This window comes from Sulfitobacter delicatus, assembly GCF_900102535.1.
Lineage (GTDB): Bacteria > Pseudomonadota > Alphaproteobacteria > Rhodobacterales > Rhodobacteraceae > Sulfitobacter > Sulfitobacter delicatus.
In genome coordinates, this window is the sequence record NZ_FNBP01000006.1 from 1 (window position 1) to 13,836 (window position 13,836).

The 13,836-nt window shown below is 62.1% G+C and carries 10 protein-coding genes and 1 pseudogene; 6 read left to right on the forward strand and 5 right to left on the reverse strand.

Features of this window, described 5'->3' with window-relative positions; translation table 11 throughout:
• The 5 genes and pseudogenes from BLS57_RS11485 to BLS57_RS11505 all read left to right on the forward strand — a co-directional run.
• A pseudogene (locus tag BLS57_RS11485) lies at positions 1-210 on the forward strand (ABC transporter substrate-binding protein); the annotation flags it as partial.
• A gap of 57 nt (positions 211-267) precedes the next feature.
• A complete protein-coding gene (locus BLS57_RS11490) occupies positions 268-1,278 on the forward strand; it encodes an ABC transporter permease (RefSeq protein ID WP_167356418.1) in 1,011 nt (336 codons plus the stop codon).
• On the forward strand, positions 1,271-2,122 hold the full coding sequence (locus tag BLS57_RS11495) for an ABC transporter permease (RefSeq protein WP_093742391.1): 852 nt from the start codon (positions 1,271-1,273) through the stop codon (positions 2,120-2,122). Before BLS57_RS11490 ends, BLS57_RS11495 begins: the two co-directional genes overlap by 8 nt.
• Entirely contained in the window at positions 2,119-2,988 is an 870-nt protein-coding gene (locus BLS57_RS11500; RefSeq protein WP_093742393.1) for an ABC transporter ATP-binding protein, read from the forward strand. The genes BLS57_RS11495 and BLS57_RS11500 overlap by 4 nt, the downstream gene beginning before the upstream one ends.
• On the forward strand, positions 2,985-3,779 hold the full coding sequence (locus BLS57_RS11505) for an ATP-binding cassette domain-containing protein (RefSeq protein WP_244153670.1): 795 nt from the start codon (positions 2,985-2,987) through the stop codon (positions 3,777-3,779). The genes BLS57_RS11500 and BLS57_RS11505 overlap by 4 nt, the downstream gene beginning before the upstream one ends.
• 3 nt (positions 3,780-3,782) lie before the next feature.
• Here BLS57_RS11505 and BLS57_RS11510 read toward each other — a convergent pair whose 3' ends face one another.
• The 3 genes from BLS57_RS11510 to BLS57_RS11520 all read right to left on the reverse strand — a co-directional run bounded on the left by BLS57_RS11510 (position 3,783) and on the right by BLS57_RS11520 (position 9,756).
• The gene (locus BLS57_RS11510; RefSeq protein WP_093742752.1) at positions 3,783-5,306 is read right to left on the reverse strand and encodes a phospholipase D-like domain-containing protein; all 1,524 of its coding nucleotides are present in this window, start codon (positions 5,304-5,306) and stop codon (positions 3,783-3,785) included.
• A 158-nt stretch (positions 5,307-5,464) separates the two neighbouring features.
• Entirely contained in the window at positions 5,465-8,554 is a 3,090-nt protein-coding gene (locus tag BLS57_RS11515; RefSeq protein WP_093742398.1) for an efflux RND transporter permease subunit, read from the reverse strand.
• A complete protein-coding gene (locus tag BLS57_RS11520) occupies positions 8,551-9,756 on the reverse strand; it encodes an efflux RND transporter periplasmic adaptor subunit (RefSeq protein ID WP_244153671.1) in 1,206 nt (401 codons plus the stop codon). The genes BLS57_RS11515 and BLS57_RS11520 overlap by 4 nt, the downstream gene beginning before the upstream one ends.
• 159 nt (positions 9,757-9,915) lie before the next feature.
• Here BLS57_RS11520 and BLS57_RS11525 point away from each other — a divergent pair, with 159 nt between their 5' ends.
• The gene (locus BLS57_RS11525; protein WP_093742402.1) at positions 9,916-11,166 is read left to right on the forward strand and encodes an MFS transporter; all 1,251 of its coding nucleotides are present in this window, start codon (positions 9,916-9,918) and stop codon (positions 11,164-11,166) included.
• Here BLS57_RS11525 and BLS57_RS11530 read toward each other — a convergent pair.
• Both BLS57_RS11530 and BLS57_RS11535 read right to left on the reverse strand, forming a co-directional pair.
• The gene (locus BLS57_RS11530; protein WP_093742405.1) at positions 11,163-13,226 is read right to left on the reverse strand and encodes an NAD(+) synthase; all 2,064 of its coding nucleotides are present in this window, start codon (positions 13,224-13,226) and stop codon (positions 11,163-11,165) included. The two genes, BLS57_RS11525 and BLS57_RS11530, sit on opposite strands and share 4 nt — an antisense overlap.
• The gene (locus tag BLS57_RS11535; protein ID WP_208597559.1) at positions 13,223-13,711 is read right to left on the reverse strand and encodes a CinA family protein; all 489 of its coding nucleotides are present in this window, start codon (positions 13,709-13,711) and stop codon (positions 13,223-13,225) included. The genes BLS57_RS11530 and BLS57_RS11535 overlap by 4 nt, the downstream gene beginning before the upstream one ends.
• Positions 13,712-13,836 lie beyond the last annotated feature (125 nt).

Genomic DNA, 13,836 nt, shown 5'->3' on the forward strand with positions numbered 1-13,836 from the left:
GATACCTTCAACATGATCCTGCCGCTTTGGGGCGAGAAGGACGAGGCCAAGCGCATCGAGGGCTGGAAGGCCGTAGACCGCCACATCGCCGAGAACGCCGAGGTGATCCCGCTGCTGCAATATGTGCAGCCGATCCTGCATGTATCGGGCATCAAAGTCGTGCCGCACCGCTCCGGCGCGCTGCTGCCGCATCTGATGACACGCGCGTAACGCAACATTTGACGGGGCGGCAAAGGCTGTCCCGTCACACCAAATTCCCGAGGCAAAATGACCCTATTGCGCAGCATATTGATGCGGCTTCTCAGCACCGCCATCACGCTCTTTGGCGTGGCCGTGATCGTCTTTGTGGTGATCCGCGTGGTCCCCGGCAACCCGATTGCCATGATGCTGCCCCCCGGCGCGACGGAGGCCGATATCGCCCGGCTGCAGGCGCAATACGGGTTCGACAAATCGATCTTTGGGCAGTTCGTGATTTGGCTCAGTGGCGTCCTGCAGGGCGATTTCGGCACCTCGATCTCGCTGCGCCAACCGGTGAGTAGCCTTGTCCTGAACCGACTGCCCGCCACACTGGAGCTGAGTATCGTCGCACTGCTGATCGCCATCGCCATCGGCGGCACGCTGGCGCTGATGGGCACGCTGCGGCGCGACAGCCGTGCCGAGGGGGCCATCGACATCTCCGCCGGCATGGCCCTGTCGATCCCGGATTTCCTCTGGGGCTTGGTGCTGATTTTGCTCTTCGGCGTGCTCTGGCCGGTGTTCCACATCTCGGGGCGCATCTCCCCCGCGCTCGACATTGATTTCACCACGAATTTCTACCTCTTCGAAGCCCTGCTGCGCCTGCGCTTAGACGTCTTGGGCGATTTGATCGGCCATATGTTCATGCCCGCGCTGGCGCTGGCGATCCCGCTCTCGGCGATCATCGCGCAGCTGCTCAAGCAAAGCCTGAAAGAAACCATGCATCTTGATTACGTCACCCTGTCGCGCACCCATGGCTATGGCGAGACCCATGTCATCACCCGCGACGCGCTGCCCAATGCCATTCTGCCAACGCTGACTTTGGTCGGTGTGCAGTTCACTTTCCTCATCGGCGGCACCGTCATCATTGAGCGTCTGTTCAGCTACGAAGGCTTGGGCAATATGGCGATTGATGCGGTGATCAACCGCGATCTGCCGCTGATCCAGGGCATCGTGATCCTCTTTGCGCTGATCTTTACCCTCGTGAACTTCGCTGTCGATATGCTCTATGTCGTGCTGAACCCGAGGCTTCGCCATGCGTGACGCCCGCGGAGACATCAAACGCCCCCTCGGGCTGCGCCTCTGGCTCTCGGGCGGTTGGCTGTTGCTGCTGGCGCTGGCCGCACTGTTGGCCCCGTGGATCGCCCCCCAAGACCCGCTGGCCCAAGACCTCTTCACCTCCCGCCTTCCGCCATTTTGGGAAAGCGGCGCCGAGCCGGGGTTTTGGCTGGGGTCGGATTCACTGGGCCGCGATGTGCTGAGCCGGATCATCCATGGCGCCCGTCTTGCGCTGATCGTGGCACTGGTAGCGGGTACTCTAACCTGCATAATAGGCACTGCTCTTGGCCTGATCGCGGGCTACTACCGGGGCTGGCCGGACCGCATTATCAGCCGCTTTGTCGACATCTGGATGGCCTTCCCGCCGGTGCTCTTTGCCATTCTGTTGATCGCCGTGCTGGGCACCGGCCTCACCTCCATCATCATCGCCATCGTGGTGATCGACTGGACCCGTTTCGCCCGCGTGATCCGGGCCGAAGCGATGACCCAAGGCGCGATGGACTATGTCGCTTCGGCCCAAGTCGCGGGGCGCAAACGGATGGGCACAATGCTAGCCGAGATCTTACCGAATGTGCTGCCCACCGTCGTCGCTCTGCTGACCTTGGAAATGGGCATCGCGGTGATTGTCGAGGCGATCCTGAGCTTCGTGAATCTGTCGATTTCGACCGACAGCCCGACATGGGGCGGCATGATTTCCGAGGGCCGCACCTCGGTCCATCAGGCTTGGTGGGTGTTGGTCTTCCCGCTGATTACCCTGTTCTTCACGGTGCTCAGCTTCTCTCAATTAGGCGAAGGGTTGAAAGACCGTTTCGATCCGGTGCTGCGATGAGTGCTTATCTGCAAATCCGCAACCTCTGTGTGACGCTTAAGGGCGGCATCCCGATCCTGCGGCGGGTCTCGCTGGATGTGGCGGCGGGGCAGGTGCATGGGCTGGTTGGCGAAAGCGGTGCGGGTAAGTCGATGATCGGCAAGGCAGTGCTGGGCACCCTGCCGCGCGCGCTTCAAGTGACCCGCGGTGAGATTTGGCTCGACGGTGTCGATCTGCTCAGCCTGCCTGCGCGCGAGCGCCAGCGCCGCATCGGCGCCACCGCCGCGCTGATCCCGCAAGACCCGCTGACCGCGCTGAACCCGGTGCGGCGCGTGGGGCCGCAGATCACCCGGCGGCTGGTCGATATCTTGGGCTGGTCGCGCAGCGATGCCGAAGCCCGCGCATTGCATCTGCTGGAGGAAGTCCAAATCCCCGACCCCGCCCGCGTCATGCGCAGCTACCCCCATGAACTTTCGGGCGGCATGCGCCAGCGCATCCTGATTGCCGCTGCTTTTTCAGCAGAGCCAAAGCTTATCATCGCCGATGAGCCGACCACCGCCCTCGATGTGACCGTACAAAAGCAAATCCTGCGCCTGATCGCAGACATGCAAGCGCGCCACGGCACGGCGCTTTTGTTCGTGACCCATGACCTCGGCGTGGTTTCCAAAGTCTGCGACACGCTCAGCGTGCTCTACGCAGGCAAAGTGATCGAAGACGCCCGGATGCGGCGTTTTTTCACCCGGCCCATCCACCCCTATTCACGCGCCCTTCTGGCCGCGACACCCAGCTATGAAGACCCCGAAGGCGCGCTGACCCCGGTGCCGCAATCGGTGATCGAACAAGTGGAACGCGAAGTGCAGGACCACGACCGGAGGGCCGCACCATGATGTATCAGATCAAAGACCTCCAACTTTCCCTGCCCGACATGACGCGCAAACCGCTCTTAGGGGCGGCGCCGCGAATTGAGATCCTGCGCGGGCTGACCTTTGACGTGCCGCAGGGCGCGGTGCTCGGCATCGTCGGTGGGTCCGGATCGGGCAAATCGACGCTCGGTCGGGCAATGCTGCGGCTGTTGGAACCGACCGGCGGCAGCATCACCTTCAACGGGCAGGACATCACCCATCTGGCCGAGGACGACCTGCGCCCCATGCGCGCGCAGATGCAGATGATCTTTCAAGACCCAATGTCCTCGCTCAACCCGCGCCGCAGGGTTGGGGGCATCATCGCGGGACCGCTGCATGTGCAAGGGCATGAAGGCATCGGGGCCAAGGTACTCGAAGCGCTGGATATGGTCGGATTGCCGCGCAGCTTTGCCAATCGCTATCCGCATGAACTCTCCGGTGGTCAAAGGCAGCGCGTGGGGATCGCACGGGCGATTGCTCTGCGTCCTGAGTTCATCCTCGCGGATGAGATCGTCTCGGGGTTGGATGTCTCGTCGCAGGCGCAGGTGCTGAACCTTCTGCAGGAACTGGTGCGGGAACTGGGGCTCACCTTGGCTTTTATCAGCCATGACATGTCGGTGATCCGCAGGCTCTGTGACCGCACGCTTGTCCTCTACCGCGGCGAGATCGTTGAGCAAGGCCCGACGGCGGCGCTTTTCGCCAACCCGCAGGCGGCCTATACGCGAGACCTGCTAGACGCCATCCCTCTGCCCGACCCGGACCAAGTCTGGGCCTAACGACTAGCGGTCACGCCCGCCCCATTTGCGCCAAGCGAGCCAGGCCACTGCCGCACCACCAGCGATCAGGGCGAGGTGCCGGGGGCGGATACCACGGCCCGTCGCCATGCCTTCGCCGGGGTGGTAGCGCGGATCGAGCAGCCGTGTGTTGGCGAGGAAGCTGCCCACATAGGTCACCGCATCGCGCGAAACCCGCCGCAGCCCGCGGCCGTGCTTCACGTTCAGCCGTTTGATCGTGGCAATCATCGAACCAGTGCGCGACATCAGCTCGGCGACCTCTTCAGGCTGCACGCCCAGATGCTCTGCCATAAGCTTGGTGCGGAAGCCTTCGATCGTGTCTGCCGGGCCTTCGATCGCCACGTCGCATTCGGTGTCAAAGCCCATCGAGCGATTGTTCAGATTGCTCGACCCCAAGCGCAACAGATGGCCGTCAATAATCATGACCTTCGCATGGACATAGATCGGCTCGCCCGCTTCGGTGACAGGATAGTAAATGCGAAAGCGCTTCTCTCGGTCGGCCTTTCGCAGCCGTTTCACCAAGCGTTCGCGCAGCACATGCATGGCGTCATCTTCCAACTGCGATTCAGCATGGCGGGGGTTGATGATGACAATTTCCGGCCCGTTGTGTTCGGCCAGCCGTGCCTCGAGCGCCGTGCAGATCGTCTCGGCAGCGAAGTATTGGGATTCAATATAGATATGCCGTTTGGCCGATTTGATCCCGGCGAGGTAGAGCTGTTCGATCTCGTTGATCAGCGGCTCCCCATCAAAGGGCGGTTCGGTCCGCGCGATGGCCACATCGACGTCATGGGCATCGACGTTAAGGTCTTGGGGCCAATCTGAATGACGCTGGTCGACAGGCTTGTCGATCTCCTCGCCCGTGGCACGGAACCAACGGCGGCGCGACAGTTCCGCGAGGGCCGAAGCTGCATCGCCGGACATCGCTGAGGTGACGTCGTGCCACGGCCCCGAGAGGGTGCCGTCCTTGCGCACGCGGCGGGGGTCTTCCGGCAGGTGTTCCGGCGTGTCCCATCGGTCTTCGGTCGCGTCGATCCCGCCACAGAAAGCCAGCGTGTCATCCGCCACGACGATCTTTTGGTGGTGGCAGGCTCCAAAAGGGTGGTGGCCATCCAAAGCAAAGTGGACCCGGTCGCCACTAAAAAGGCTGAGGGCCAGCGATGGCATCAAACGACCCGGCGCGGCGAGCACGGCACCGTTCCATTTTAGCAAGTAAACATGAAGGTCCGGGTTGCGCTCGACGACAGCTTCGACAAAGGCGCCCAATTGGTTGGGGTAGCCGTCCGGAGCGAGGCCCTCGGCGTCGCTTTCTCCCGGCAGCATCTCGAGCTCAAAGTCGAAGTCCCAGCCGACTAAAAGCAATTCGCGGCTGGCAGCCAGAAACACTTTGCGCAGCAGACGGAAGTAATCCGCGGCATCGACGATCATCGCAAACTTATCGGCCCGCGCCACGCGCCAAGAGGTCTGGTCGCTGAACAGTGTGGCAGTTTGACTTGCCGTATGCGGGGTCATCGGATGCACCGCTCCTTCAGCATTCTGCTCGCCGCCCACTGTCATATCCCCTTCTAGCTGTTCAGCCCAAACAAGGCGTGCGTCGGTACTTGCGCGCTGCCCTACATCCCTCAACGCGCGGGGCGCGGGGAAGTTGCATGGTCAAAGGAATATTGCGGTCAGACCGGCTTGGCCTCGGCCAACTCGCTTTGCAGCTGCGCCTCCTCGGTCGCCTTGGGCGTGGTGAAACGCGCCAGCAGAAAATAGGCGACGGGCGTGAGGTAGAGCGTCGACACCGTGGCCATGCCCAGCCCGCCGACAATCACCCAACCGAGCGCCTCGCGCGCTTCTGCTCCGGCGCCGGCAGAGAGGATCAAGGGCACGCCGCCCAGTACCGTAGAGGTCATCGTCATCATCACCGGGCGCAGACGGATCGTCGCCGCGCCATAGATCGCCTCATGAATATCGGCGCCCTTGTCGCGCAGCTGGTTCGCAAATTCGACAATCAAGATACCGTTCTTCGCCATGATGCCGATCAACATCACCAACCCGATCTGGCTATAGACGTTCAGGCTCTGCCCCGTCAGCAGGAGCGCGAAGATTGCACAGGCCAGCCCAAGCGGCACCGTCGACATGACGACAATGGCCGAAATAAAGCTTTCGAACTGGGCAGCCAGCACCAGAAACACCACCAGGATGGCAAAGCCGAATGTCACCGCCAGCCCTGATCCAGTTTGGTCCAGTGCTGCCGCTTCGGCCAGTGGCAGAATACGGTTTTCCTCGGCCAACACGTCCTCTCCCATGCGACGTACCTCTTCCAGCGCGTCGCCGAGCGACAGCGCAGGTGTCAGCGAGGCAGAGATCGACACGGACCGGTTCTGCCCCTCGCGGTCAAGCGACGGCGCAACGGCGCGCTCCTCAAGCGTCACGAAACTGGAGAGCGGGATCATCTGCCCCGCACCAGATTGCACAAAGACGTTTTCAAGATCGCGGGGGTCATCGATCTTGTCCGAGGTCGAAAGCAGCTGCACGCCGTAGCTGGTGTCTTCGATAAAGACCGACGCCACCTCGCGCCCGTCGAGCATGGCCTGTAAAGCCTGCCCCAGACCGGCGATATCTACCCCCAGATCAGCGGCCAACGTCCTGTCGATCTGAACGAATAGCTGCGGCTGCGTACGCTCGTAATCCAGCCGCACGCTGCCCATGGCGGGGTTTTCGCTCAGCCGATCCACCATGGTCTGCGCCACCTCGGCAAGCTGGTCGTAGTTGTTGCCGGTGATAGCAAAGGCCAGCCCCCGCCCCGCCCCCCGGATACGCAGGGAATTGGGCTGGATGGCAAAGGCCCGTACGCCGACGATCCCGCGCAGCTTGCCATTGATCTCGCCCACGATCTCGTCCTGCGCGCGGGCGCGGTCTTCCCATTTGGCGAGGGTAAACACCATGAACCCCCTGTTGCCAGAGCCGAAACCGCTGATGGAAAAAATGTTGGTGACCTCGCCCGCTTCTTGCAACGGCGCGATGAGATCTTCGATCTCGCGCATCTTGCTTTGTGTGTAGTCCAGCGACACCCCCTGCGGGGCCGAAACGCTGAGCAATGCCACCGCCCGGTCCTCGCGGGGGGTCAGTTCTTGCCGAATTCCCCCTGCGAGCAGACTGGCCGCAACGGCGACAAAGGCCGCGATCAGGATCACGACGAATGGCATCGCCAAAGCCCCGCGCAGCGTGGCGGCGTAGAGGGCAAACAACCCTTTGCCGAGCGAGACCATTGGACCACGGGGCGTCTCTTCGGATGGGCGGGCAAGCAAACGGCTGGCGAGCACCGGGCAAAGGGTCAGTGCGATGACAGACGAAAGGGCGACCGCCATCGCAAGCGTATAGCCGAACTCTCGAAACAGCCCGCCCGCCTGCCCCGGAAGGAAGGACAGCGGAACAAAGACCGCCGCAAGGGTCGCTGTCGTGGTGACGACGGCAAAAAAGACCTGCGCCGTGCCATGGACCGCCGCGGCGCGGGGTGCCATGCCAGCGGCGCGCTGGCGGACGATGTTCTCCAGCACCACAATCGCATCATCCACGACCATGCCTGTTGCCAGTACCAGCGCCAGCAGCGTCAGGATATTGATCGAAAAGCCGACCAGATATATCGCCGCCAGCGTGCCGATGAGCGCCACTGGCAATGTCAGCGCCGGGATCAGGGTGGCCCGCAGGTCGCGCAGGAATACAAAGATCACCGCAACCACAATCGCGACAGCAATCGCGAGCGTACGCAGCACCTCTTCTATTGAGCCTGAAATGAAAGTCGCGTCGTCGGAAGTAACGAAGATACTGACATCGGACGGCAGGGTTTGCGCAAGATCATCGACCACGGCACGAACATCGCGCGAGATTTCCAGCGTGTTGGACGTGGCCTGCCGGATGATCCCGATACCCAGCCCCAGCCGCCCGTTCGCCCGCAGCACCGTATCACCATCCGCCGGGCCAAGCGTCACCTGTGCCACGTCGCCCAGCTTGACATTCGGTTTCAGTTCGAGGTTCTCGAAAGCCTCCGGCGTCGTCACGCTCGCAGTGGTGCGCACATTGATCGACTGTCGCTCACCCGCCAGATCGCCCGCTGGCGCGTCATAGGCAACGTCGGAGAGCACCCGCTGGATATCTCCCAAAGTCAGCCCGCGGCTGGCGAGCGCCAATTGGTCGATGTCCACGCGAAAGAACGGCTCTCTATCGCCATAGACCTGAAGATCGGCCACACCGCTGACAGAGATGAGACGGTCTTCGACCCGCTCCTGCACCAGCCGCGTGAGGTCTTCAGGCGACCGCCCGGTTGAGGTCACCGCAATGCGCATAACAGGCTGGGCGTCGGCATCCGCTTTGACAATCTGCGGCTGCTCGGCGCCTTCGGGCAGTTGGTTGGCGATCCGGGCAACGGCATCGCGCACATCGGTGGCGGCAACGTCGATATCAACATCATCGCTGAACTCCAGCGTCACCCGACTGCGCCCGAAGTTGGAACTGGAAGAAATCGCCCGCACGCCCGAGACGCGCCCTACGGCCCCTTCGACACGGCCCGTCAGCTCTTTGTCCACGCTTTCCGGTGAGGCTCCTGTAAAGGTCGTTGTCACCGTGACCACTGGACGGTCAACATTCGGCAACTCGCGAATTTCCGCTCCGAAAAGCGCCGCCACACCAGCGAGAATAATCAGCGCATTCAGCACCATCGCGAGGATGGGTCGCCGGACAAACAGTGCCGTGCCGGAGAGCGCGGCCTCACTCATAGCGTGTCTTCCGCGCGGCGGGCGGCGTCTGTTTCAGCACTACCAGCCCGGTTGGTCGCCCGCACCTCAGCCCCTTCGCGCAGGGACTGGACGCCTTCTGTTACGACCGCTTCACCGGGATGTATCCCGTCAGAGCGGACCAAGACCGACCCGCTGTTGCGTTGCGCGATCTCAATCGACACGCGGCGCGCTACGCCCTCTTGCACAGCCCAGACAAAGGCGCCTTCACTGTCCCATTGCACGGCGAGCGGTGGAACGGAAAGCAACGGCGCACCCGCGAAACTGAGGGTAACCGAAAAGGCCATGCCCGCGCGCAACAAGTCTTCGGGGTTGGGCACCCGGCCACGCACCCGCAGTGTCCGGCTGCCGCGGTCAATCACGCTGTCGATGGTGCTCACTTCGCCGGTCAGTTCTATATCCCGCAGACCCAAAGGAGTGACGGTGATCTCCTGACCCAGTTCCAGTTTCCCGACGATCCGTTCCGGGACGCGGAAATCGATCAGTATCTCGCTCCGGTCCGTCAATGTTGCCAGAACGTCCTGCGCGCTTACCCGGTCGCCCACTTCGATGTCGGTAATGCCAACCCAGCCCGTGATCGGCGCCGTGATGCGCCTTTGGGCGAGGTCGAACTCTGCCTGACGCAGAGCCAGTTCGGCGCGGCGCAGTGCCAGTTCAACTTCGCGCAGGCGTACCTCGCTCACCGCACCGGTATTCTGAAGGCGCGCGACGCGGGACTGTTCCGTCTGGGCATTGTCCAACTGAAGCTGCGCCGCCTGAAGCGCAATTTCTTCGGCCTCGTCTTCAAGCATCGCAATCACGCTACCAGCGGAGACCTTGCCCCCCTCCGGCAGAGAAAGGTCAGTGATCACCCCCACGGCGTTGGACCGTACCGTGACCGACCGCTTGGCGCGCCCGTCTCCGATGGCCGTGATGCGGTCCGCCAAGTTCTCCTCTGCCACCGGCTCTGTCACCACCAGCACCGGTCCACCGCCCCGCCGACGGTCTGCGCTCGGCGCTGCGGAAGCCTCGGGGGTGATTTCGATCCCGAGCCGGTCGAGCAGCCCGGTTTGGGCCGCAAAGCTGCGCGCCTCGGGGACGTAGGTGATCAAAAGATAACCACCGCCTGCAAGAACGAGCAGGAATACGATGGTTTGACGCAGGGCTTTCACGGCAGTGCTTTCTGAATGCTTTACAATGGGCATAATCTACCAGCGAGGGCCAAAAGGCACGTCAAAACTGCTTGAAGCCGCCGCCCGCCGCCACAGTTGGCTCTATTGAAAAGGGCCAGACCGTTGCACATGTGGAGCGGCCAACACGGTTGAACTGTCCCGCCAAATGCTGATCAAGAGCAAGGAGAAAACATGCGGTCCACGATCCTGCCATTGGTAACTTTGCTGCTCGGGTTTTCGCTTTTGCAGATGAGCAACGGGCTGCAAGGCACCCTGCTGGCCATTCGCGCGGGGCTTGAAGGTTTCGGCGGGACGGCGACTGGTCTGATCATGTCGGGCTTCTTTGCTGGGTTGAGCATCGGCTCCTTTGTGGCGCCCCGGTTGATCAGCAGCGTGGGGCATATCCGTACCTTTGCGGCCCTGGCGTCGGTCGCCTCCGCAGCGGCCCTGATGCATCTGGCATTCATCGATCCTTGGGTCTGGATCGCGGTGCGCTGCCTGACGGGTTTCGCCTTTGCCGGGTTGATTATCGTAACCGAAAGCTGGCTCAACGCCTCGGTCAGCTCCGCGCAGCGGGGCAAGCTTTTGGCCGTCTATGGCATGGTGGGAATGGCCTCTGGCGCGGCGGGTCAGTTTTTGCTGAACCTTGGAGATCCCGCAGAATTCACCCTCTTCGTCCTTGTTTCAATCGTTATGTCGCTGGCGCTGGTGCCCATCTCGCTCTCGCGCGTCGAAGGGCCGCGTTCGGAAGAGGCACAAGAACCACCTTCGCTGCGCAGGCTCTGGGGCTTGTCGCCCTATGGCGCCGTGGCCGCTGGCTTGGTGGGCGCATCTATCGGGACCTTCTACGGCCTTGCCCCCCTCTTCGCCCAGGAGATGGACTACACCCAATCCCGGATCGCCCTGCTGATCGCCGCCTTCACCATCGGCGGGCTGCTGCTGCAGTTTCCGCTGGGTTGGATGTCGGACCGGATCAGCCGGCGGGGGCTGGGTGTCGGGCTTGCAGCGGCGGGCGGCTTTATGATGATGCTCACTTTACCGATCCCCGCCCCCTCAGGCAGCGTGCTTTTGGTTTTGGGTTTTGCGATTGGCGGCTTGGTACTGCCCGCGCAATCCATCGTCGTGGCCCATGTGAACGACCGCGCGCCGGGTTCGGCGGTGGTCGCGGTCTCCGGCGGGCTAGTGTTGATGCAGGGTATCGGCGCGGCAATCGGGCCGCTCTTGGCCGGGTGGCTGCTCGATGTCATGGGGCCACGCGGTCTACCGCTGGCGCTTGGTGGGTTTCAATTGGCCATTGTGGCTTGGGGCCTGCTGCGCATGACCCTGCGCAGCGATCCAGAGACGCAAGAACGCCACGGCGCGCCGCCGCTGACATCGAACTTCGTCGAAGGTGATCTCAGCCGGGAAGAACATGACCCCGGCAAAGAGACAGCGAGCGCTTAACCCTTTGGCCAAGCCTCGGGAACGTTCTTGCGCAGCTCGTCTAGCCAAGGCGTCGCCACACTGTCGGAGGGCGCGCGCCAATCCCCGCGGGGGCTAAGCGCCCCGCCAGCGCTGACCTTTGGCCCGTTCGGCAGCGCCGAGCGCTTGAACTGGCTGGTGGCAAAGAAGCGGTGAAGGAATTTTTCCAGCCACGCCCGAATGGTCTGCAGGTCATAGGCATTGCGCTTGGTCCGCGGGAAACCGGCAGGCCACAGGCCCTGCTCTGCATCATGCCACGCTTGATAGGCCAAAAAGGCGACCTTCGACGGCGCCAGCCCGTAGCGCATCGTGTGGAACAGGAAGAAGTCGTTGAGCTCATAGGGGCCAATCATCGACTCCGTGCTCTGGATTTTTTCATCCTCCCCGGCGGGCACAAGCTCGGGCGAAATTTCGGTGCCGAGGATGGCATCAAGCACGGCGTTGGTCTCAGGATCGAACTGATCGCTCTGGATGCTCCAGCGGATCAGATATTGGATGAGCGTCTTGGGCACGCCAGCGTTAACGGCATAGTGGCTCATCTGATCGCCGACTCCATAGGTGCACCAGCCAAGGGCCAGTTCACTCAAGTCGCCAGTACCAATGACAAAGCCTTTACGCTGGTTCGCCAGCCGGAACAGATAGTCCGTGCGCAAGCCCGCCTGCACATTCTCAAAAGTGATGTCATAGACCGGTTCACCGCCAGAGAAGGGGTGATCCATATCTTCCAACATCTGCCGGGCGGCGGGGCGGATGTCGATCTCATCGGCGGTGATGCCCATGGCGCGCATCAACTTCCAAGCGTTAGATTTGGTGCCCTCGGAGGTCGCAAACCCCGGCATCGTATAGCCCAAAATGCGCTCCCGCGGGAGCCCCATGCGGTCGCAAGCCTTGGCCGCCACAATAAGTGCATGGGTTGAGTCCAGCCCGCCGGAAATGCCGATCACCATGGTCTCGCCCGGCGTCGCCTCAAACCGGCGGCGCAGGCCTTCAACCTGAATGTTGAACGCCTCGTAACAATCCTGATCCAAATGGCTTTCGCGGTTCGGCACGTAGGGAAAGCGGCGCACAGGACGGATCAGACCGGCGGGCTCAAAATGCGGTTGGTGCTCAAACCGCACCCGGCGGAACGCGGGTTCGCGGTGGCGCGAGGCATCGTGGAAACTCCCTGTGCGCATCCGCTCGGATTGGATACGCCCGCTGTCGATATCCGCAATGGTCAGTTCCGGCTCAAGCGGGAACCGCGTGGACTCTGCCATGAGGTCGCCCAACTCGTGGATCATCCCCTGCCCGTCCCAAGCCAGATCGGTGGTGCTCTCTCCCGGTCCGGCGGCTGAATAGACATAGGCCGCAAAGGCGCGCATCGACTGGGAGCGGCAGAGCAGATGGCGGTCCGACGACTTGCCGATCACGATGTTGGACGCCGAGAGGTTGGTCAGGATCAGCGCCCCGGCCAAGGCGGCCTCGGACGAAGGCGGCGAGGGGGTCCAGAGGTCTTCGCAAATCTCGGTGTGGAAAATGAGGCCCGGCAGGTCCGTCGCCTCAAAGATCAGATCATCCCCAAAAGGCACGGTCTGGCCAGCGACGTTAATTTCCCCATCCGTGTCGCGGCCATGGGCAAACCAGCGTTTTTCGTAGAACTCACGATAATTCGGCAAGTAGGATTTCGGCACCACACCCAAAATCTGCCCGCGCGAGATCGCAATCGCACAGTTGTAGAGCCGCCCTTCCCGCCGCAGCGGTGCACCGATGAGCGTGACGGGTGTCAGATCAGCGCTGGCTTCGACAAGGGTGACGAGCGCCTCTTCCACCGCTGTTAGTAACGCGTCTTGCATGTGGAGATCGTCAATGGCGTAGGAGGAAAGGCAGAGTTCGGGGCAGACCAGCAGATCGACACGGGCCGCATCGGCGCGCTGCATTTCTTCAAGCAGGCTGTCGCGGTTGAAAGAGACATCAGCCGGACGCACCCGAGGGGTGCTGGCGGCGACCCGAATGAAACCATGTTGGTGATAGGCTGCGAAATTTGCCTGGCCGGTGGTGCTCATGCCAATGTCTCCTCCAACATTTCCAATATCGTCTCAAGGCTGCGCTGTCGGATCGGGTCGCGCCCGATCACGCCAAAAGACCTGACCCGATGAACCGTGTTCCGACCTAGACGTGCAAGCGCAAAATGTACAAGCCCCTCTTCGTCATCCTCCCCCGCCGGGCCCGCGAAACCGGTGGTGGAAACGGCAATATCCGCGCCCGAACGCATCATAGCTCCCTCAGCCATCGCACGCGCAACCTGTTCCGAAACCGCGCCGCATTGCGCCAACATCTGTTGATCGACGCCGAGCAGTTCGTGTTTCGCCGGATCAGTATAGGTGACAAAGCCACGTTCAAAGGCGTGGGAGCATCCTTCGATATCGGTCAGTTGAGCGGCGACCAGTCCCCCGGTGCAGCTTTCCGCAGTGGTGACCTTTAGCTCCCGGTCGCAAAGCTTCTGCAAAACAGTCTTGGCACGCCTCGCCAGTTCTTCTTCCGACAACATATCCCTAATTCCCATCCCCGAAACTGTCTGAGGTCTATAATAGCGAATTAACCCTCTGCCATTGCAGCGGTTCCGACGGTGGTGCGCAGATTGACCCTCCCCGCCCGCCTGCATAGGGTTTGGAA